This window comes from Roseateles sp. GW823-FHT07B05, from assembly GCF_058794515.1.
In genome coordinates, this window is record NZ_JBXAGX010000002.1 from 827,261 (window position 1) to 844,953 (window position 17,693).

At 71.4% G+C, this 17,693-nt stretch carries 20 protein-coding genes; 13 read left to right on the plus strand and 7 right to left on the minus strand.

Going from position 1 to position 17,693, the window contains the following annotated elements; all coding sequences use genetic code 11:
* Positions 1-5 precede the first annotated feature (5 nt).
* Together AC1Q7O_RS07980 and AC1Q7O_RS07985 are read right to left on the minus strand one after the other, a co-directional pair.
* Positions 6-716 carry a nitroreductase gene (locus tag AC1Q7O_RS07980; protein WP_492661928.1) on the minus strand — a complete coding sequence of 237 codons (711 nt, stop codon included), beginning with the start codon at positions 714-716 and terminating at the stop codon, positions 6-8.
* Positions 713-1,150 carry an acyl-CoA thioesterase gene (locus tag AC1Q7O_RS07985; protein ID WP_492661927.1) on the minus strand — a complete coding sequence of 146 codons (438 nt, stop codon included), beginning with the start codon at positions 1,148-1,150 and terminating at the stop codon, positions 713-715. The genes AC1Q7O_RS07980 and AC1Q7O_RS07985 overlap by 4 nt, the downstream gene beginning before the upstream one ends.
* 128 nt (positions 1,151-1,278) lie before the next feature.
* On the opposite strand from AC1Q7O_RS07985, the gene AC1Q7O_RS07990 reads away from it, so the two are divergent.
* A complete protein-coding gene (locus AC1Q7O_RS07990; RefSeq protein WP_492661926.1) occupies positions 1,279-1,737 on the plus strand; it encodes a cache domain-containing protein in 459 nt (152 codons plus the stop codon).
* A 19-nt stretch (positions 1,738-1,756) separates the two neighbouring features.
* A complete protein-coding gene (locus AC1Q7O_RS07995) occupies positions 1,757-3,292 on the plus strand; it encodes a methyl-accepting chemotaxis protein (RefSeq protein ID WP_492661925.1) in 1,536 nt (511 codons plus the stop codon).
* On the opposite strand, the gene AC1Q7O_RS08000 is transcribed toward AC1Q7O_RS07995, so the two are convergent.
* Positions 3,270-4,199, minus strand: a complete 930-nt coding sequence (locus AC1Q7O_RS08000; protein ID WP_492661924.1) for a histone deacetylase family protein — start codon at positions 4,197-4,199, stop codon at positions 3,270-3,272. The two genes, AC1Q7O_RS07995 and AC1Q7O_RS08000, sit on opposite strands and share 23 nt — an antisense overlap.
* Before the next feature lie 184 nt (positions 4,200-4,383).
* Here AC1Q7O_RS08000 and AC1Q7O_RS08005 point away from each other — a divergent pair, with 184 nt between their 5' ends.
* From AC1Q7O_RS08005 to AC1Q7O_RS08040, 8 genes are all read left to right on the plus strand, one after another.
* On the plus strand, positions 4,384-4,941 hold the full coding sequence (locus AC1Q7O_RS08005; RefSeq protein WP_492661923.1) for a phasin family protein: 558 nt from the start codon (positions 4,384-4,386) through the stop codon (positions 4,939-4,941).
* 178 nt (positions 4,942-5,119) lie between these two features.
* A complete protein-coding gene (locus AC1Q7O_RS08010) occupies positions 5,120-5,476 on the plus strand; it encodes a LiaI-LiaF-like domain-containing protein (protein ID WP_492661922.1) in 357 nt (118 codons plus the stop codon).
* Between the two features lie 94 nt (positions 5,477-5,570).
* Entirely contained in the window at positions 5,571-6,293 is a 723-nt protein-coding gene (locus AC1Q7O_RS08015; protein WP_492661921.1) for a LiaI-LiaF-like domain-containing protein, read from the plus strand.
* 7 nt (positions 6,294-6,300) lie between these two features.
* The gene (locus AC1Q7O_RS08020) at positions 6,301-7,371 is read left to right on the plus strand and encodes a sensor histidine kinase (RefSeq protein WP_492661920.1); all 1,071 of its coding nucleotides are present in this window, start codon (positions 6,301-6,303) and stop codon (positions 7,369-7,371) included.
* Positions 7,368-8,099 carry a LytR/AlgR family response regulator transcription factor gene (locus AC1Q7O_RS08025; protein WP_492661919.1) on the plus strand — a complete coding sequence of 244 codons (732 nt, stop codon included), beginning with the start codon at positions 7,368-7,370 and terminating at the stop codon, positions 8,097-8,099. The genes AC1Q7O_RS08020 and AC1Q7O_RS08025 overlap by 4 nt, the downstream gene beginning before the upstream one ends.
* 9 nt (positions 8,100-8,108) lie before the next feature.
* Complete coding sequence (locus tag AC1Q7O_RS08030; RefSeq protein ID WP_492661918.1) at positions 8,109-8,498, plus strand: VOC family protein; 390 nt, start codon at positions 8,109-8,111, stop codon at positions 8,496-8,498.
* A gap of 2 nt (positions 8,499-8,500) precedes the next feature.
* Positions 8,501-8,803: an ASCH domain-containing protein gene (locus AC1Q7O_RS08035; RefSeq protein ID WP_492661917.1), complete on the plus strand. Its 303-nt coding sequence runs from the start codon at positions 8,501-8,503 to the stop codon at positions 8,801-8,803.
* Between the two features lie 30 nt (positions 8,804-8,833).
* A complete protein-coding gene (locus AC1Q7O_RS08040) occupies positions 8,834-9,655 on the plus strand; it encodes an alpha/beta hydrolase (RefSeq protein ID WP_492661916.1) in 822 nt (273 codons plus the stop codon).
* On the opposite strand, the gene AC1Q7O_RS08045 is transcribed toward AC1Q7O_RS08040, so the two are convergent.
* From AC1Q7O_RS08045 to AC1Q7O_RS08055, 3 genes are read right to left on the minus strand one after another with little or no spacing between them, the layout of a single operon-like run.
* Positions 9,645-10,265 (minus strand): LON peptidase substrate-binding domain-containing protein, encoded by a 621-nt coding sequence (locus AC1Q7O_RS08045; RefSeq protein WP_492661915.1) that lies wholly within the window; start codon positions 10,263-10,265, stop codon positions 9,645-9,647. The two genes, AC1Q7O_RS08040 and AC1Q7O_RS08045, sit on opposite strands and share 11 nt — an antisense overlap.
* Positions 10,266-10,269: 4 nt before the next feature.
* On the minus strand, positions 10,270-11,190 hold the full coding sequence (locus AC1Q7O_RS08050) for a patatin-like phospholipase family protein (RefSeq protein ID WP_492661914.1): 921 nt from the start codon (positions 11,188-11,190) through the stop codon (positions 10,270-10,272).
* Between the two features lie 50 nt (positions 11,191-11,240).
* On the minus strand, positions 11,241-11,666 hold the full coding sequence (locus AC1Q7O_RS08055; RefSeq protein ID WP_492661913.1) for an Lrp/AsnC family transcriptional regulator: 426 nt from the start codon (positions 11,664-11,666) through the stop codon (positions 11,241-11,243).
* Between the two features lie 127 nt (positions 11,667-11,793).
* Between AC1Q7O_RS08055 and ocd the strand changes: the two genes are divergently transcribed.
* The gene (ocd, locus tag AC1Q7O_RS08060; RefSeq protein WP_492661912.1) at positions 11,794-12,831 is read left to right on the plus strand and encodes an ornithine cyclodeaminase; all 1,038 of its coding nucleotides are present in this window, start codon (positions 11,794-11,796) and stop codon (positions 12,829-12,831) included.
* Positions 12,832-12,840: 9 nt separating this feature from the next.
* On the opposite strand, the gene AC1Q7O_RS08065 is transcribed toward ocd, so the two are convergent.
* The gene (locus AC1Q7O_RS08065; protein WP_492661911.1) at positions 12,841-15,753 is read right to left on the minus strand and encodes an HD domain-containing phosphohydrolase; all 2,913 of its coding nucleotides are present in this window, start codon (positions 15,751-15,753) and stop codon (positions 12,841-12,843) included.
* A 104-nt stretch (positions 15,754-15,857) separates the two neighbouring features.
* On the opposite strand from AC1Q7O_RS08065, the gene ybiB reads away from it, so the two are divergent.
* Together ybiB and AC1Q7O_RS08075 are read left to right on the plus strand one after the other, a co-directional pair.
* Positions 15,858-16,802, plus strand: a complete 945-nt coding sequence (gene ybiB / locus AC1Q7O_RS08070) for a DNA-binding protein YbiB (protein ID WP_492661910.1) — start codon at positions 15,858-15,860, stop codon at positions 16,800-16,802.
* 118 nt (positions 16,803-16,920) lie between these two features.
* Positions 16,921-17,688, plus strand: coding sequence for a sulfite exporter TauE/SafE family protein (locus AC1Q7O_RS08075; RefSeq protein ID WP_492661948.1), 768 nt, complete (start codon positions 16,921-16,923; stop codon positions 17,686-17,688).
* Positions 17,689-17,693 lie beyond the last annotated feature (5 nt).

Sequence of the window (17,693 nt, forward strand, 5' to 3'; positions counted from 1 at the left end):
CGCAGTCATTCCAGGAAGCGGGTGAACTCGGCCACCGGCGCGCGTTCGGTGACGAGGCCGTTCTCGACGGCAGCGGGGTCGGCGAACCCCAGCGACATGCCGCACACCAGCATCTGTTCGTCGTTCAGCTGCAGCTCCTCGGCGATCAGCCGATGGAACTGCGTGAACGCCGCCTGCGGGCAGGTGTGCAGGCCGCGGGCGCGCGCGGCGATCATGACGTTCTGCAGGAACATGCCGTAGTCCAGCCACGAGCCCTGCTGCATGACGCGGTCAATCGTGAAGAACAGCCCCACCGGCGCATCGAAGAACACGAAGTTGCGGCCGTGCTGGTGCTGCATGCGCGCCTTGTCGGTCTTGGCGATGCCCAGCAGGCCGTACAGGTCCCAGCCCACCTTGCGACGGCGGTCGATGTAGGGGCTGCGCCACTCGTGCGGGTAGTAGGCGTAGGCCTCCTTGTGGGCGGCGTTCTGCTCGGGGTCCAGGTAGGCAGCCTGGATGCGGCCGGCGGTGCGCTTGAGCGCCTCGCCCGTCAGTACATGCACCTGCCAGGGCTGGGTGTTGGTGCCCGACGGCGCCCAGCGGGCCACCTCCAGGATGTCCTCGACGGTCTGGCGCGGCACCGGCGTGGGCAGGAAGGCGCGCAGCGAGTGCCGGGTCTTGATGGCGGCGTCCACCGCGGCGGTCTGCTCGGGCGTGGGCGTGGCGAAACGGCTCATGGGGTCAGGGCTTTCAAGGCTTGAAGGTAGGCGGGCGGCAGCTCGGCCACCGGGCGGCGGCTGTCGCGGTCCACGTAGACGTGCACGAAGTGGCCGCGCGCGGCGCACAGGTCCGACCCTTCGGCGAACAGGCCGATCTCGTAGCGCACGCTGGAACGGCCCTGGTGTGCCACGCGCACGCCGGCGTCGATCTTCTGCGGGAATGCCAGCGACTCGAAGAAGTTGCAGTGCGTCTCCACCACCAGCCCGATGACGTCGCCCGCATGGATGTCCAGCGCGCCGGCCTCGATGAGCAGGCGGTTCACGGCGGTGTCGAACAGGCTGTAGTAGACGACGTTGTTCAGGTGGCCGTAGACGTCGTTGTCCATCCACCGCGTGGTCAGCGGCACGAACTGCGGGTAGGCGTGGCGGGCGTCGGGCTGCGGTCGCGTCATGGGGCGACATTCTTCCATGCGTGCATTGCGCCACAGGTCTGGCCGGCCATTGCCGCGCCGCACTTGCGCGCGGCGAAACCCCGGAGCGACACTGGCCCGGAGCCCGTCGGCTCGCAAGGAGCTCTCGCATGAACCGAACGCTTGCAGGTCTTGCCCTCACGTGTGCCGCGCTCTTGGGCGCCCAGCCGGTGCTGGCGCAGAACGCCACCAAGGACGACGCGGTGGCCATGGTCAAGAAGGGCGTGGCCTACATCAAGGCCAGCGGCAAGGACAAGGCCTACGGAGAGATCACCGACAAGAGCCCGCAGTTCATCAAGCACGACCTCTACCTCGTCGTCTACGGCCTGGATGGCAAGTGCCTGGCCCACGGCGCCAACGCCAAGCAGGTGGGCCGCGACCTCATCGACCTCAAGGACATCGACGGCAAGGCATTCGTGCGCGAGCGGGTGGAATTGGGCAGGTCCAGCCCCAAGGGTTTCTGGCAGGACTACAAGTTCACCAACCCGACGACCAAGAAGATCGAACCCAAGCAGATGTATTGCGAACGACTGGACGAGACCATCGTCTGCGGCGGCATCTACAAGTAGGCCCAGCCAGGGCGCCGCCATGAAGCTCGCTGCAAAGATGCTGCTGCCGCCGATGGCGGCACTGGCGGTGGTGCTGGCCATCGGCCTGGGCAGCACCGTGCTGTCGCTGCGCGAGGTGGTGGCCGCCAACGAGGCCGGCCAGCAACGCAACGAGGTCTTCATGACCACGGTGGCCGTGCAGACCCAGGTGGGCGAGATGCACGGCGGCGTCTACCGCGCCATCGCGCTGATCTCGTCGCTGGACGATGCCCAGGTCAAGGCGCTGCGCGCCCAGCTCAAGACGCAGGTTGACGGCATCTCGCGCACGCTGGACACGCTAGCCGACATGGACAGCACGCCGCCAGAGACCGACGCGCACATCCGCCAGTGCCTGCCGCTGCTGCAGGCCTACCTGGCCAAGGCGGACGGCGCCATCGACCTGTCGTCGGTGGACCCCAACACCGGCGTGGCCGCCATGCAGGACGCCGAGGCGCGCTACAAGGACGTGGCGGCGCTGATCGGCAAGATCGTGCAGAGCATGGCCGCCGACCAGCAGGCCGCCGCGGACGGCCAGCAGGACGGCGCGAGACGCCGCGCCTGGCTGTTCGCGCTGGTGTCGCTGCTGGCCGCTGGCGCCGGCATGGGCGTACTGCTGGCCAACCAGCGCAAGATCGCCCGGGACGTCAACGCGTCGCTGTCGCTGGCCGAGGCCGTGGCCGCCGGCGACCTGACACGCCGCGCCACGCCCACCGGGCACGACGAGCTGGCTGGCTTGATGCGCTCGCTGAACCAGATGTGTGAGCAGTTGGCCGGCACGGTGGGCGAGGTCATGCGGGTGGCGGACTCCATCCGCACCGCGTCGGCCGAGATCGCGTCGGGCAACCAGGACCTGAACCTGCGCACCGAGCAGACGGCCTCCAGCCTGCAAGTCACCAGCTCGTCCATGGCGCAGCTTACCGGCACCGTGCACCAGAGCGCCGGGCATGCGCAGACGGCCAACCAGCTCGCCACCAGCGCGGCCGACGTGGCGCACCGCGGCGGCAACGTGGTGCAGCAGGTGGTGGACACGATGAACGACATCGCCACGTCCAGCAAGCGCATCGCCGACATCATCGGCGTCATCGACGACATCGCGTTCCAGACCAACATCCTGGCGCTCAACGCGGCCGTGGAGGCGGCGCGCGCCGGCGAGCAGGGCCGTGGCTTCGCCGTCGTGGCCGGCGAGGTGCGCAGCCTGGCGGGCCGCAGCGCTGCGGCGGCCAAGGAGATCAAGACGCTGATCGGCGCCAGCGTGGAGCGCGTCGAGTCCGGCGCCCGCCACGTGCAGGAGGCCGGCGCCACGATGGGCGAGATCGTCGGCGCCGTGCAGCGCGTGACGGACATCATGGGCGAGATCAGCGCCAGCGCGTCGGCGCAAAGCCAGGGCATCGCCGACGTGAACCAGGCCGTCACGCAGGTCGACGACATGACGCAGCAGAACGCCGCGCTCGTTGAGGAAAGCGCCGCCGCGGCCGAGTCGCTGCGCGAGCAGGCGCAGCGGCTGGCGCAGGTGGTCAGCCAGTTCCGCGTGCGATAGCGGCCCACGACTGCGCCGCGAGGTTCAGCGTGGTGACCTGCACGGCCACCGTCGTGGCCAGGTCGTGCCCGTAGCCGCCGGCCATGCTGAGTGCCACGGGGATGCGCCGTTCACCCAGCGCCTGAAGCACGCGCCGGTCCCGCTCGGCCAGGCCTTCGTAGGTCAGCTTCAACCGGCCCAGGCGGTCGGCCTCGTGCGGGTCCGCGCCGGCCAGGTAGAACGCCAGCCCCGGCTGGCAGCGCCGCCACACGTCGTCCAGCGCGGTGTCGAGCGCGGCCAGGTAGTCGGCATCGCCGCAGCCGTCGGGCAGGTCCACGTCCAGGTCGCTGGGTTCTTTCCTGAACGGGAAATTGCGCGCCCCGTGCATGGAGAACGTGAACACGGTGTCGTCATCCCGGAAGATGGCCGCCGTGCCGTTGCCCTGGTGCACGTCCAGGTCGATGACCAGCACGCGCAGCGTGCTGCGGTGGCTGCGCGACCACTCCGCCTGCATCAGCCGCGCGGCGACGGCCACATCGTTGAAGACGCAGTAGCCCGAGCCCTTGTCGGCGTAGGCGTGGTGCGTGCCGCCGGCCATGTTGGCGGCCACGCCCTCGGCCAGCGCGGCGCGGGCAGCGGCGATGCTGGCGCCCACCGAGCGCCGCGAGCGCTCGGCCATGGACGGGCTCCACGGGAAGCCGATCTCGCGCTGCTGCGCCGCGCTCAGCGTGCCGCGCTGCACGGCGTCGATGTAGTCGGGCGTATGCACCAGCGCCAGTTCGTCGTCGCCGGCGGCCGGCGCCGGCTGCATGCGCAGCAGCCCCGGCTCACGCTCGAAATGCTCGCGCAGCAGCCGGTACTTGGATTGCGGAAAGCGGTGCCCCGGCGGCAGCGCCAGGCTGTGGGCGTCGGAATGGAAGGCGAGCATGGGGGTCGGCGGCAGGCCCGCAACGATAGCGTCAGCCGTTTGTCACACGCCGCCACCCCTAATTTGCTGCACCGCACAAAAAAGTGCTTGCAATCCGCCAAAGCGCTCCTATCATTCGTTCTATGTTGCAGTGCAGCAATCAAGCACAGCAATCGGTTCACCCCCTCGAAATCGGAGTCTCACCATGCTGACCGCTGAACAAGTCCTCGCCGCCCACAAGGCCAACGTCGAAACCCTCTTCGGCCTGACGAACAAGGCGTTCGAAGGCGTCGAGAAGCTCGTCGAGCTGAACCTGCAGGTCGCCAAGACCGCGCTGAGCGAAGCCGCCGACACGACCGCCGCCGCGCTGTCCGTGAAGGACGCGCAGGAACTGCTGGCCCTGCAATCCGCGCTGCTGCAACCCACCGCCGAGAAGGCCGCTTCCTACAGCCGCCACATCTACGACATCGCCTCCAGCACCGGCGCCGAAGTCGCCAAGGTCGCTGAGAGCCAGTTCGCCGACGCGCAGAAGACCTTCTCCACGCTGGTGGACACCGCCGCCAAGAACGCCCCGGCCGGCACCGAGAACGCCGTCGCGCTGGTGAAGTCCGCCGTGGCCGCCGCGAACAACGCGTTCGAGTCGGTGCAGAAGGCCACCAAGCAAGCCGTCGAAGTGGCCGAAGCCAACTTCCAGGCCGCCACGACGCAAGCCGTCAAGGCCACGCAGACGGCCACCCGCACCGCCAAGCGCGCTGCCGCCTGATCCTGCGCGGGCCCCGAGCCCGCCAAAACTGCAGAAGGCCCGGTGTTTCGACACCGGGCTTTTTTCATTGACGCCGCGTGCCGTCGATTCATCGCGGCGCCTGGCCGTCCGCCGCAGGCGGCTCGCCGCGCCGCGCGTTCCCGGGTCCACTGGCTTCACTGACCACCTGGAGACCGCCATGAACGACCTGACCCGCACGCCCCTCCAACGCATCGCCGCCGGCCTGGCCGCCATCGGCCTCGGCGCGCTCGCGCTGCTGGACCGCCAGTTGGGGCTGGACCAGCCGCTGCTGGCCACCTTCTGGCCGCTGGCGCTGGTGCTGCTGGGCCTGGCGCGGCTGGGCTGGGCCCGGCACGGCGGCGGGCTGGGCGGCGCGGCGCTCATCGCCGTCGGCGGCCTGCTGACGGCGCGCAACCTGGGCCTGACCGGCTTCTCCCTGCACGACGCCTGGCCGGTGTTCGTCATCCTCGCCGGCCTGGCCCTCGTGCTGCGCGGCCTGCGCGTGCGCCCGGCCGCGGGCCTGCCGGGCCGTTGATTCGTCGGCCTGGGCCGGCGATTCACCGCCACCCGCCGCCCGCGGGCGCCCGGCCGCGGTCTACTACCGCCTTTCCCGTCGCGCCCGCCCTGACATGCCGCCCCCCCCTCCCCGCCCCCTGCAGCACGCCGGCCACCGCATCGTGTTCGGCCTCATCGTCATCGGCGTCGGCGTGCTGGCGCTGCTGGACAACCTGCACGTCTTCGACATCGCGCTGCTGCGCACGTTCTGGCCGCTGGGCCTGGTGCTGTGGGGGCTGGGCCGGCTGGCCTGGCCGCGGCTGGCGGGCAGCGGCTTCGTCGGCGTGCTGATGATCGGCGTGGGCCTGGCGCTGACGGTGCAGAACCTGGGCTTCATGCACTTCCACTGGCGCGACTGGTGGCCGGTCGTCATCATCGTGGCCGGCCTGTCCATCCTGATGCGGGCCGTGTTCCCGCGCCCCGCCGCCGGCCGGCCGCTGGCGCTGACGGCCACGCGGCCGGCCGCCGGCGAGCGGGTCGACATCGACGTCAGCTTCAGCGGCATCAACCAGCGCGTCGAGGCCGGCCCGTTCAGCGGCGGCCACATCACCAGCACCTTCGGCGGCATCGAGCTGGACCTGACCCAGGCCACCATCGCCGGCGGCGAGGCGCGGCTGGACATCTCGGCCCGCTTCAGCGGCATCGAGCTGCGCGTGCCGCGCGACTGGCAGGTCGTCGTGGAGATCACGGCGCTGTTCGGCGGCGTCGAGGACAAGACCGTGCCGCCAATGGCGCCCGGCCCCCGCCTGGTGCTGCGCGGCGACGTGATGTTCGCCGGCGTCGAAGTCAAGAACTGAAGCCGCCTTGCACCCCCTGCTGACCCATCTGCGCGGGCTGGCCGTCTACCTGCTGGCCTGGGGGCTGGCCGGCCCGGCGCTGGCTGCGCTGTTGCACATGCTGGGCGTGGCGCCGCTGGGCTGGGCGCTGCCGTGGGCCGTGCCGCTGTGCGGCGTGCTGGCCTTCGTCGTGCTGGCCACCTACTACCCCTGCCGCAGCCGCCCGTTCGGCGTGGCCGACTGGCCGGCCGCGCTGCGCTACCGCGTGGGCCTGGTCGCCACGCTGACGACGGTGATGCTGGGCCTGGCCGCCGCCTGGGACGCCGCCGGCGGCCTGTTCGGCCATGCCGACGGCTGGGTGGGCCTGGGCCAGCGCGGCCTGGCGCTGCTGACCGCCGCGCTGCTGGCGCTGCTGACGCTGGCCGTGCTGGCGCATGACCTGCTCATCGCATTCCAGAACGCCCAGGCCGCCGCCGCGCGCGAGGCCCAGGCCCGGCTGCTGGCGCGCGACATGGAGCTGCAGCTGCTGCGGCTGCAGATCGACCCGCACTTCCTGTTCAACAGCCTGAACTCCATCAGCGCCCTCACCCAACTGGACCCGGCCGCCGCCCGCGCGATGGCCATCGACCTGGCGCAGTTCTTCCGCCAGACGCTGGATCTGGCCGGCCGCGAGCGCATCCGGCTGGCCGACGAGCTGGGCCTGGTGACCCACTACCTCGCCATCGAGCGCCAGCGCCTGGGCGACAAGCTGGCCACGCACATCGACGCCGCGCCCGACGCGCTGCCCGCGCTGCTGCCGCCGCTGACGCTGCAGCCGCTGGTGGAGAACGCGCTGAAGCACGGCCTGCGCCCGCGCGACGACGGCGGGCTGCTGAGCGTGCAGGCGCTGGTGCGCGACGGTTGGCTGCACATCGCCGTGCTCAACCCGGTGCCCGAGCCGGGCGACGCGCCGTCCAACGAAGCCGGCCTGGGCCTGGGCCTGCGCAACCTGCGCGAGCGGCTGGCCGCGCAGTACGCCGGCCGCGCCCGCGTGCACTGGGGCGCCACGCCCGAGGGCTTCGCGGTCGAGATTTCACTCCCCTTCGAGACGACGCCATGACGCTCCAAGCGCTGATCGCCGATGACGAACCGCTGGCCCGCCGCCTGCTGGCCGAGTACCTGCGGCCGCATGCCGACATCGCCGTCGTCGCCGAGGCCGGCAACGGGCTGGACGCCGCCCGCGCCATCACCGAGCTCAGGCCCGACCTGGTGTTCCTGGACATCCAGATGCCCAAGCTCACCGGCCTGGAGGTGCTGGAGCTGACCGGCCGGCGCGACGGCGTCGTCTTCACGACGGCCCACGACCAGCACGCGCTGCGCGCCTTCGAACTGCACGCCGTGGACTACCTGCTCAAGCCCTTCTCGCAGGACCGCTTCGACGCCGCGCTGATGCGCGCCCGCCGCCTGCTGGGCCAGCCCCGGCCCGAGCTGGAATCGCTGATGTCGGCTCCGCCGCGCCTCACCCGCGTGCTGGTGCGCGACCACGACAAGGAGGGCGGCATGCAGGTGCTGCTGGTGGACGACATCGCCTACATCGAGGCCCAGGCCGACCAGGTCGCCTTCCACGCCCACGGCCGCGAGCACCTGAAGACGCAGCGCATCTCCGAGCTGGAGGCGCAGCTGGACCCGGCCCGCTTCGTGCGCGTGCACCGCTCCTTCATCATCAACCTGGCCGCGCTGCAAGGCCTGGAGAAGACCGACAGCGACGCCTACACGGCACGCATGAAGAACGGCAAGCGCATACCCGTCAGCCGCAGCGGCTACGACAAGCTGCGCGCTGCCGTCTGAGGAGACCCCATGAAGCCCCGCCTGCTCATTCCCATGCTCGTCTGCGCCGACGCCGCCGCGCAGGTCGCGTTCTGCCAGGCCGCGTTCGGCGCCGTCGAGCTGTCACGCCGCACCGGCCCCGACGGCCGCGTCATCCACGCCACGCTGTCGTTCTTCGACTCGCTGTTCATGGTGCACGACGACGCGCCCCACCTCGGCAGCCGGCCGCCCGCCGCGGACGGCAGCTCGCCGGTGGTGCACTACCTGTACTGCGATGACGTGGACGCGACGATGGACCGCGCGGTGGCCGCCGGCGCCCGCGTGCTGCTGCCCGCGGCCGACCAGGCCTGGGGCGACCGCGTGGGCCGCCTCATCGACCCGGCCCACCACGTGTGGAACGTGGCCTCGCGCACCGCCTGAACATGCAGTTCGCCAAGCAGCTGCGCGAGGGCGTGCGCAACGGCAGCATCACCACCAGCATCCGCATCTGGCAGTCGCCGCGCGTGAAGGCGGGCGGGCGCTACGCGGTCGAGGGCGGCAGCATCGTCGTCACGTCCATCCGCGAAATTTCGCTCACCGACATCTCGGACTCGCTGGCCCGCGAGTCGGGCTTTCGCAGCCTGGCCGACCTGCTGCAGACCGCCCGGCATGGCAGCGGACACAAGGTCTACTTCATCCGCTTTCGCTTCGAGGAGCCCGGCGCAGGCGGTGGCGCAGCTGTCTAGACTCTCGCCACCTCCGCAGCCCGCGATGCCATGACCACCACCGACGACGGCCTCAAGCTCCACACCCGGCACTGGCCCGCCACCGCGCCCGCGCGCGGCCAGCTGCTCATCGTGCACGGCCTGGGCGAGCACATCGACCGCTATGCCCACGTGGCCGCCGCGCTGAACGACGCCGGCTGGGACGTGCACGGCTGGGACCACCGCGGCCACGGCCGCAGCGAAGGCCGCAAGGGCGACATTGCCGACCATGACGCGCTGCTGCGCGACACGGCGTGCGTCATCGACGCCGTGCGCCGCCCCGGCACGCCCTTCGTGCTGCTGGGCCACAGCCTGGGCGGGCTGATCGCCGCGCGCTTCGCCGACGAGGCGCTGGCCGCGCAGCCGGCCGCCTGGAGCCGGCCGCTGGACGGGCTGGTGCTGTCGTCCCCCGCGCTGGACCCAGGCCTGTCCGGCGGCCAGAAGCTGGCGCTGGCGCTGGCCGAGAACCTGGCGCCGGGCCTGGCCGTGGGCAACGGGCTGAAGCCCGACTGGATCAGCCGCGACCCCGCCGTGGTGGCTGCCTACGCCAGCGACCCGCTGGTGCACGACCGCATCACCGCGCGCGCGACGCGCTTCATCGTCGACGCCGGCGAGCGCGTCATTGCCGACGCACCGCGCTGGCGGCTGCGCACGCTACTGATGTGGGCCGGTGCCGACCGCTGCGTGGCGCCGCGCGGCAGCGAAGCCTTCGCGGCCGCCGCGCCGGCCAACGTCGTCGCGACGCGGCCCTGGCCGGGGCTGTTCCACGAAATCTTCAACGAGCCCGAGAAGGGTGACGTGCTGCGCGTGCTGACCGACTGGCTCAACCGCTGAGCGCGTCGAGCCGGTCGACCACCAGCTCCAGCCGCAGCAGTGGGTTGTTCATCGCCATCAGGCGCTGGCGGTCGTCCGCCGGCATGGGCAGCAGCTCGGCCCAGCGGTTGGCCAGCCAGCCGGCGTCGTCCCACGCGTAGGGCGGCTGCAGCGGCAGTTCCTCGGGGCCGGCGCGTTCGCGCCAACTGGCCAGCAGGTCCTGCAGCTGGCGCGAGGCGGTGCGCAGGTCGTCGGGCACCGGCACGGCGGCATCGTCGGGCAGCAGGGTCAGGTCGCCCACCCACAGCCCGTGGCTCAGGCAGCGCGAGCCCTGCAGCCGAAAGCGCTGCGTGCCGCGCGTGCGCAGGTGGATCAGGCCGGGCTGCTCGTGCTCGAAGTGGTCGATGCGCGCCAGCGTGCCGACGGCGTGAAAGGTCTCGCGCCGGAAGCCCGCGCCGTCGCGCTGCCGCACCTCATGGCCTTCCGTCAGCGCGACGACGCCGAACGGCTGCCCCTGCGCATGGCAGCGCTGCACCATGTCCAGGTAGCGCGGCTCGAAGATGCGCAGCGGCAGGTGGCCGCCGGGGAACAGCACCGAGCGCAGTGGGAACAGCGGCGTCTCGGTGTCCATCGCGTCAACGCGTTTTTTCAGCGATGCGCTGCCTGATCAGCGGCAGCACGGCCTGTGCCGCGTCGCGGCCGGCCTGGATGGCACGACGGCGAGCCGTGAAGTCGGCGCTGGACACGCCGTCCAGCCGCGGGCGCACCAGCACGTCGGCGTCGCGCAGCTCGAAGCTGTTGATGCTGCGGCCCATGATGGAGAAGGTCTGCATCAGCATGCGGAAGGCGTCGCCCGGCGGGTCTTTCTCGGGCGGCGACGTGATGTCCACCGCGACGATGAGCTGTGCCCCCATCTCGCGCGCGAAACGCACCGGCACCGGCGACACCAGGCCGCCGTCCACGTACTCGCGCTGGCCGATCTTGACCGGCTGGAACACGGCCGGCACGGCGCTGGACGCGCGCACGGCGGTGCCCGTGTCGCCGCTGCGGAACAGGATGGGCGAGCCGTCGGACAGGTCGGTCGCGACGATGCCCAGCGGCACCACCATCTGCTCGATGCCCTTGCCGCCGGTCTTGTCGCGGATGAAACGCGCCAGCGCCTCGCCGCGGATCAGGCCGCGCAGCGGGAACGACCAGTCGGTGATGGCGCCCTCGTCCATGCCCTCGGCCAGTGTCTGCATTTCCCTGCCGTTCTTGCCCGACGCATAGAGCGCCGCGACCAGGCTGCCCGCGGAGGTGCCGGCGACGAGGTCGACCTTGATGCCGTTCTCTTCCAGCACCTGGATGACGCCGATGTGCGCGAAGCCGCGCGCCGCGCCGCCGCCCAGCGCCAGGCCCAGGCGCGGCGGCCTGGGCGCGGGCTTGACGATGGGTGGTGGCTCCACCGGGGGCGGCACGACGACCGGCTGCTGCGGCGTCAGCACAGGCACGGAGCAGGCGGCGAGCGCCGCGAGCAGGGCCGCGAGCGAGGCGCGGCGGATCAGGACAGGGATCATGGTCAGCAAAGCAGAGAGCGGCGGCACGATAACCGAGTCGGGTTTCCGGCTCAGCCGAGCTTGTAGCTCTGCAGGTGGATGGAGGTCTCGGTGCCGGCGATGCCCTTGATGAGCCGCACGCGCTCCAGCACGTCGGCCAGCTCCTGCAGGCTGGTGCTGCGGATCTCGGCCAGCAGGTCCCAGCGGCCGTTGGTGTCGAACAGGCCGGTGATGCCCGGCTCGCCCAGCAGCATCGCGACGACCTCGCGCGTGCGGTTGCCTTCCACGGTGATGCTCATCCACGCGGTGATCTGGTCGGGCACGGTGTCGGGCCGCAGGCGCACCGTGTAGCCGGTGATGACGCCGCCGTCCTCCAGCCGGGCGATGCGGTTGGTGACCGTGCCGCGCGACACCTTGAGCTTGGCCGCGAGCGTGGCGACGCTGGCACGGGCATCGGCGCGCAGCAGTGCGAGAAGTTGCTGGTCCAGGGCGTCCATCTTGTGCATTCCGTCAATCAAGGCTGCCATTTTGGCAAATCCCACTGCATTTCAGAGCAAGAGTTGCGCTTCTGTTTGGCTGGTCGCCTCGGAAGAATCACTTCAACCCCTTTCGGAGACACCGACCATGACGACGCTTCTCACCACCCAGGACATTGCCCGCCTCGTGCAACGCGTGGGACTTCCCGATTTACTGCGCCGCCTCGTCGGCTACCTGGAGGCCGACTACGGCCGCTGGGCCGAGTTCGACAAGACGCCCCGCGTCGCCGCCCATTCCGCCGACGGCGTCATCGAGCTGATGCCCATCGCCGACGCCAGCCTCTACAGCTTCAAGTACGTCAACGGTCACCCCAAAAACCATCGCGTCGGCCTGCCGACGGTGATGGCTTTCGGCGTGCTCGCCGACGTGGCCACCGGCGCGCCGGCGCTGCTGTCCGAGCTGACGCTGACGACGGCGATGCGCACCGCCGCCACCTCCGCCATGGTGGCCAAGCGCCTGGCCCGCCCCGACAGCCGCGTGATGGCGCTGATTGGCAACGGCGCGCAGAGCGAGTTCCAGGCGCTGGCCTTCCACCACCTGCTGGGCATCCGCGAACTGCGCCTGTTCGACATCGACGCCGCCGCCACCGCGCGGCTGGTCCGCCACCTGCAAGGCACGCCGGGCCTGACGCTGACCGTCTGCGGCTCCGCCGCCGAAGCCGTGAAGGGCGCCGACATCGTCACCACCGTCACCGCCGACAAGACCAACGCGACCATCCTGACGCCCGACATGATCGAGCCCGGCATGCACATCAACGGCGTCGGCGGCGACTGCCCCGGCAAGACCGAGCTGCACCGCGGCGTGCTGGAGATGGCGCGCGTCATCTGCGAGTTCGAGCCGCAGAGCCGCATCGAGGGCGACATGCAGCAGATGCCGGCCGACTTCCCCGTCACCGAGTTCTGGCGCGTGCTGGCGGGCCAGGCGCCGGGCCGCGAGTCGCCCGATCAGGTCACGGTGTTCGACTCCGTGGGCTTCGCGCTGGAGGACTTCTCGGCGCTGCGGCTGCTGCGCGACCTCAGCACCCAGCTGGGCCTGGGCGCGCCGCTGGACCTGATCCCGCAGATGGCCGACCCCAAGAACCTGTTCGGCACGCTGCAGCTGCACGGCCAGCGCCAGGCGGCCTGAGCGCTGCCGTCAGCACAGATAGGCGCCGACGTCCTGCAGGTCCACCAGTTCGCGCGGCATGAAGCGCCCGGCGTAGGCCAGGCACACGCCGGAGCGCAGGAACAGCGCGAACAGCTCCGCGTCCAGGTGGCCATCGGCCACCATCTGGCGCATCAGCGCCAGCGCCTCGGACAGCCGCTTGCCGGCCTTGTAGGGGCGGTCGCTGGCCGTCAGCGCCTCGAAGACATCGGCAATGGCCATCATGCGCGCCTGCGGGCTCATCGCGTTGCCCGGCAGCCCGCGCGGGTAGCCGCGGCCGTCCATGCGCTCGTGGTGGCCGCCGGCAATCTCGGGCACGGACTTCAGATGCCCCGTGAACGGCAGCGACTCCAGCATCTTGATGGTCTGCACGATGTGGTCGTTGATCTTGTAGCGCTCCTCGTCGCTGAGCGTGCCGCGCGACACCGACAGGTTGTGCAGCTCGCCGCGGTTGTAGAGGTGCTCGGGCTGCGCCAGCCGGAAGCCCCAGCGGTTGTCGGCCGCCAGCTGCTCGCCTTCTGGGCGCGGCACGACATGCTCGGGCCGGTCCTGCAGCAGCGCCTCGGCCACCGGCAGCGGCGGGCGCACGCGCGGCAGCCGCCCGGCCTCGGCGGCTGACAGGCCCAGTCCGTCGTCCAGCGTGCGCTGCCAGCGGCGGGCGCCGATCTGGCGCAGCCGCTCGATGGCGGCCGGGTCCAGCCGCTCGCCGCCCTGGTTGCAGGCTGCGACGAAGGCGTAGTCGTCGTCCAGCGCGGCCTGCGCGGGCGCGGCCGCGTCGCGAGCGCGGGCGCTGCCGGCCTCGCCGGCCTCGGCCTGCAGCGCCTCGATGAGCGCGTCGCGCTTGAGCACCTCGAAGCGCGTGCGGATCTCGTGGATGCGGTTGTAGATGGTCTCCAGCTTGGTGGCCTTGTCGACGACGTACTCCGGCGTCGTGACCTTGCCGCAGTCGTGCAGCCAGGCGGCGATGTGCAGCGCCTCCCACTGGTCGTCGTTCATCGAGAAGCCGGCGTAGGGGCCCTCGGTCGCGTCGCAGGCGGCGCGGGCCAGCATCTTGGTCAGCTCGGGCACGCGCTGGCAGTGAGCGCCGGTGTAGGGGCTCTTGGCGTCGATGGCGCCGGCCACCAGCTGGATGAAGCTCTCCAGCAGCTCCTTGCGCGAGCGCAGCAACTGCTGGTTGTCGATGGCCACGGCCGCCGTGCCCGACAGCGCCCGCACAAAGGCCACGCGCGCCTCGCCCAGCGGCTGCGGCTCGCCCTGGGCCGGCAGCGGGAAGCTCAGCGTCAGCGTGCCGATGGTCTCGTGCTGGCGGCTCCTCAGCGGCAGCGACAGCAGCCGCAGCCGCGCCGCGCCGAGGCTGGAGAACAGCGCGCCGTAGGCCGCGAGGTGCGCCGGGTCGTCCCAGCCCAGCTCCACCTCCACCGCGTCGTTGGCGCGCAGCGCCTGCACGGGCGCGCCCAGGCTGTCGGCCACGCTCAGGTCCCAGCTGCGGCCGGCGCCGGGCTGCAGCTCGCCCTGCAGCCACACGGCGGCCGGGTGCAGCATGGTGCCGTCGTCGGCCAGCAGGTGCACCGCGCCGCCGCTGGCGCCGGTCGCGCCGATGGTCTCGCGCAGGATGAGGTCCAGCAGCCGGTCGAAGTCGCGCTCGGCACTGAGCGCGCCGCTGATGTCCAGGAAGCGGCGCAGCGAGTGCTTCATCGCCGTCATCGCCGTGGCCAGGCGGTCCACCTCGCGGATGCGGCTGCGGTTCGGGTCGGGGCCGCCGAAGTCGAAGCGCTCGATGGCCTCGGCCTGGCGCGCCAGGTGGCGCAGCGGCCGGGAGACGCGGTCCGCCAGCAGGTGCACGATGGGCAGCAGCAGCAGCATCAGCCCCAGCGAGATGTAGAAGCCGTGGCGGCGGTTCTCGATCTGGTGCGCCTGCAGCTCCTCGCGCGGCGACGCCATCAGCAGCACCAGCGGCGCGCCGGCCAGCGGCAGCGCGTGGCTGACCCACTCGCGGCCGTCCACCGTCTGCACCGGCGCGAGGCTGCCCTGGCCGTCGCGGCGCCCCCACAGCTCACGCATCAGCGGCGAGCCGGCGTCGCGGATGGTGGGCAGGCGCCGGCTCTCGGCCAGGCTGGGCCGGCGCCGCGCCTGGGCCAGCACGTCGCCCTCGGGCGTCGCGATGAGCAACTCGGCCGACGGGCTGATCTGCGGCTTGTCCAGCATCTCGCCCAGCGCCTGCAGGCTGACGTCGGCGCCGATGACCACGTCGCCACGCGCCTGGGCCAGCGTGACGCCGGGCTCGCCCGTCGTGAAGAAGCGGTACGGCGCCGACTGCACGACGCTGCCCGCCGCGGCCTGGCGGGCCAGCTCAAACCAGGGCCGCGTGCGCGGGTCGAAGTCATAGTCCAGCCGCTCGGCGACGCGCAGCTCGCGCATGCCGGTGTCGTAGAAGCGGTAGTGGCCGCGCACGGCGCCGGCAGCGTCGCGCTCGACGCTCTGCAGCGCGAACGCGGCCTCGGCCGGCGCGTCCATGCGCCGGCGCGTGGCGGCGTCGCCCAGGCGGCGCAGCAGCACGAAGTCGCCGCGCGTCGTGCCGGCATAGACAGCCGACACCGCCGCGTTGCCGCTCAACGCGGCCGTCAACTCCGGCAGTGCCCGCAGCCGCTCGGCATCGCTGCCCGCGCGGCCCAGCGCGCCGGCGGCCAGCAGCGCCACGCTGACCCGCGCCGGCCGCAGCTCGGCCTCCACGACGCCCACCGCCTCCCGCCCGATGCGACGCGCCGCCGAGCCGGCCTGCTGCAGCATCAGCGCGTCGCTGCGCGAGGCCTCGTACAGCATCAGCACGCCGTACACGATGGCCACCAACCCGACCATGAGCGAACTCAGCGTGATGTAAAGCGTCTTGGGCTTCATCTGCAGCATGGACCGAGTATCAGCGCGGCAATTGCCCGCCACATGACGAAGCGCAAGGGCTGGCAAGGGCAATCTTCACGCTCTGCGCCGGCACCATTCCTACACTTGCGGCCATGGACTACGCCCCGTTGATCAAGGAAGTGGGCCGCGGCGCCCGCGGTGCCCGCGACCTCACCCGCGCCCAGGCCGAGGCGCTGTTCGGCGAGATGCTGGACGGCGCCGTGCCCGACATGGAGCTGGGGGCACTGCTCATCGCGATGCGCATCAAGGGCGAGAGTGCCGACGAGGTGGCCGGCTTCCTGGCCGCGATGGACGCCCGCACGGCCGCACTGAAGGCGCCCTTCACTGCCGGTGATGGCCCCCGCACCGTGCTGCTGCCCAGCTTCAACGGCGCCCGCAAGCAGGCCAACCTGATGCCGCTGGTGGCGCTGCTGCTGGCCCGCGAGGGCGTGCCGGTGCTCGTCTTCGGCCGGCACGACTTCGACAGCCGGCACAGCCCGTTCGAGCTGCTGGACGCGCTGGGCCTGCCCGCCAGCGCCACGCTGCCTGAGGCCGAACAGCGCCTGGCCGCCGACCGGCTGGCCGTGCTGCCTTTGCAGATGCTCAACCCGGGCTTGAACAACTTGATGGCCTTGCGCCCGCGCCTGGGCCTGCGCAACAGCTCGCACAGCCTGGCCAAGCTGCTGGACCCGTTCCCCGCCGGGCGCGGCGTGCGTGTCGTCGCCGTCACCCACCCGGAGTACCTGGACAGCATGGGCCAGGCGCTGCCCGGCCTCACAACTGTCCCCGGAGGCGGCGGCCGGGCGCTGCTGATGCGCGCCAGCGAGGGCGAGGCCTATGCCCACCTGCGCCGCAAGGCCCACCTGATCGGGTTCCAGGACGGCGCCACCGCGCCGCTGCACCCGGCGGACACCACCGACCTGGACTGGCCGCTGTCGCCCGCCTGCGCGCCGGCGGAGAACGCCGCGCTGATACGCGCCATGCTGGCGGGCACCGAATTGGTGCCACCCCGCATCGCCGAACAGGTCGCCGTGCTGAAGGAACTCGCCACAAACTGAGCTTGCTTATTCAGCATGGGCATATGGGCCCAAGAATTAAGTAGTTCTGCGGCGCTGCAACATTCCCTAGAGTCGCGCCCTCGGGTGACATGGGGTCGCCGCAGGAGTTTGTCGGGTGCTGGACTGGATTGCGATCGCGAGCGGACTGGGCGTGGGCCTCATCGTCGGCATCACCGGCGTGGGTGGCGGCTCGCTGATGACGCCGCTGCTGCTGACCGTCTTCAAGCTGAACCCGGCCGTCGCCATCGGCACCGACCTCTGGTTCGCCTGCCTGACCAAGGTCAGCGGCTCGGTCGCCCACGCTCGCCACGGCCATGTGAACTGGGCCATCGTGCGCCGCCTGCTGGCCGGCTCCGTGCCCGCCTCCATCGCCACCATCGCGCTGATGCACCTGAGCGGCGTGACCAAGGGCTGGGCCTCGGCGCTGACGTTCTCGCTGGGCATCGCGCTGCTGCTGACGGCCGCCGTCGTCGCCTTCAAGGCGAGCTGGCAGGCGCTGGGCCTGCGGCTGGAGCGCTGGATTCCCGAGTCCCGCAAGCCGGCGCTGACCGTCGCCAGCGGGCTCGTGCTGGGCGTACTGGTGTCGCTGTCGTCCATCGGCGCCGGCGCGATTGGCGCGACACTCATCCTGCTGATCTACCCGCGCATGAAGGCGCGCGACATCGTCGGCACCGACATCGCCCACGCGGTGCCGCTGACGCTGGTGGCCGGCATCGGCCATGCCAGCCTCGGCAACGTGAACTGGGAACTGCTCGTGTCCCTGCTCGTCGGCTCCCTGCCAGGCATCTGGCTGGGCGCCCAATTGACCCGCCGCCTGCCGGACGGCGTCGTGCGCAGCCTGCTGTGCGCGTCGCTGCTGATGGCAGGCTGGAAAGTGATCCACTAAAACTT

Excerpts from the sequence above, each read along its gene's own strand:
- AC1Q7O_RS08015 (WP_492661921.1), top strand. The coding sequence starts at position 5,571 with ATGCCGCCCCCCCCTCCCCGCCCCCTGCAGCACGCCGGCCACCGCATC.
- AC1Q7O_RS08055 (WP_492661913.1), bottom strand. The coding sequence starts at position 11,666 with ATGGACGCCCTGGACCAGCAACTTCTCGCACTGCTGCGCGCCGATGCC.
- AC1Q7O_RS07990 (WP_492661926.1), top strand. The coding sequence starts at position 1,279 with ATGAACCGAACGCTTGCAGGTCTTGCCCTCACGTGTGCCGCGCTCTTG.
- AC1Q7O_RS08010 (WP_492661922.1), top strand. The coding sequence starts at position 5,120 with ATGAACGACCTGACCCGCACGCCCCTCCAACGCATCGCCGCCGGCCTG.
- AC1Q7O_RS08025 (WP_492661919.1), top strand. The coding sequence starts at position 7,368 with ATGACGCTCCAAGCGCTGATCGCCGATGACGAACCGCTGGCCCGCCGC.
- AC1Q7O_RS08030 (WP_492661918.1), top strand. The coding sequence starts at position 8,109 with ATGAAGCCCCGCCTGCTCATTCCCATGCTCGTCTGCGCCGACGCCGCC.
- ybiB (WP_492661910.1), top strand. The coding sequence starts at position 15,858 with ATGGACTACGCCCCGTTGATCAAGGAAGTGGGCCGCGGCGCCCGCGGT.
- AC1Q7O_RS08000 (WP_492661924.1), bottom strand. The coding sequence starts at position 4,199 with ATGCTCGCCTTCCATTCCGACGCCCACAGCCTGGCGCTGCCGCCGGGG.
- AC1Q7O_RS08065 (WP_492661911.1), bottom strand. The coding sequence starts at position 15,753 with ATGCTGCAGATGAAGCCCAAGACGCTTTACATCACGCTGAGTTCGCTC.
- AC1Q7O_RS08005 (WP_492661923.1), top strand. The coding sequence starts at position 4,384 with ATGCTGACCGCTGAACAAGTCCTCGCCGCCCACAAGGCCAACGTCGAA.
- AC1Q7O_RS07985 (WP_492661927.1), bottom strand. The coding sequence starts at position 1,150 with ATGACGCGACCGCAGCCCGACGCCCGCCACGCCTACCCGCAGTTCGTG.
- AC1Q7O_RS07980 (WP_492661928.1), bottom strand. The coding sequence starts at position 716 with ATGAGCCGTTTCGCCACGCCCACGCCCGAGCAGACCGCCGCGGTGGAC.
- ocd (WP_492661912.1), top strand. The coding sequence starts at position 11,794 with ATGACGACGCTTCTCACCACCCAGGACATTGCCCGCCTCGTGCAACGC.
- AC1Q7O_RS08045 (WP_492661915.1), bottom strand. The coding sequence starts at position 10,265 with ATGGACACCGAGACGCCGCTGTTCCCACTGCGCTCGGTGCTGTTCCCC.
- AC1Q7O_RS08050 (WP_492661914.1), bottom strand. The coding sequence starts at position 11,190 with ATGATCCCTGTCCTGATCCGCCGCGCCTCGCTCGCGGCCCTGCTCGCG.
- AC1Q7O_RS08035 (WP_492661917.1), top strand. The coding sequence starts at position 8,501 with ATGCAGTTCGCCAAGCAGCTGCGCGAGGGCGTGCGCAACGGCAGCATC.
- AC1Q7O_RS07995 (WP_492661925.1), top strand. The coding sequence starts at position 1,757 with ATGAAGCTCGCTGCAAAGATGCTGCTGCCGCCGATGGCGGCACTGGCG.
- AC1Q7O_RS08040 (WP_492661916.1), top strand. The coding sequence starts at position 8,834 with ATGACCACCACCGACGACGGCCTCAAGCTCCACACCCGGCACTGGCCC.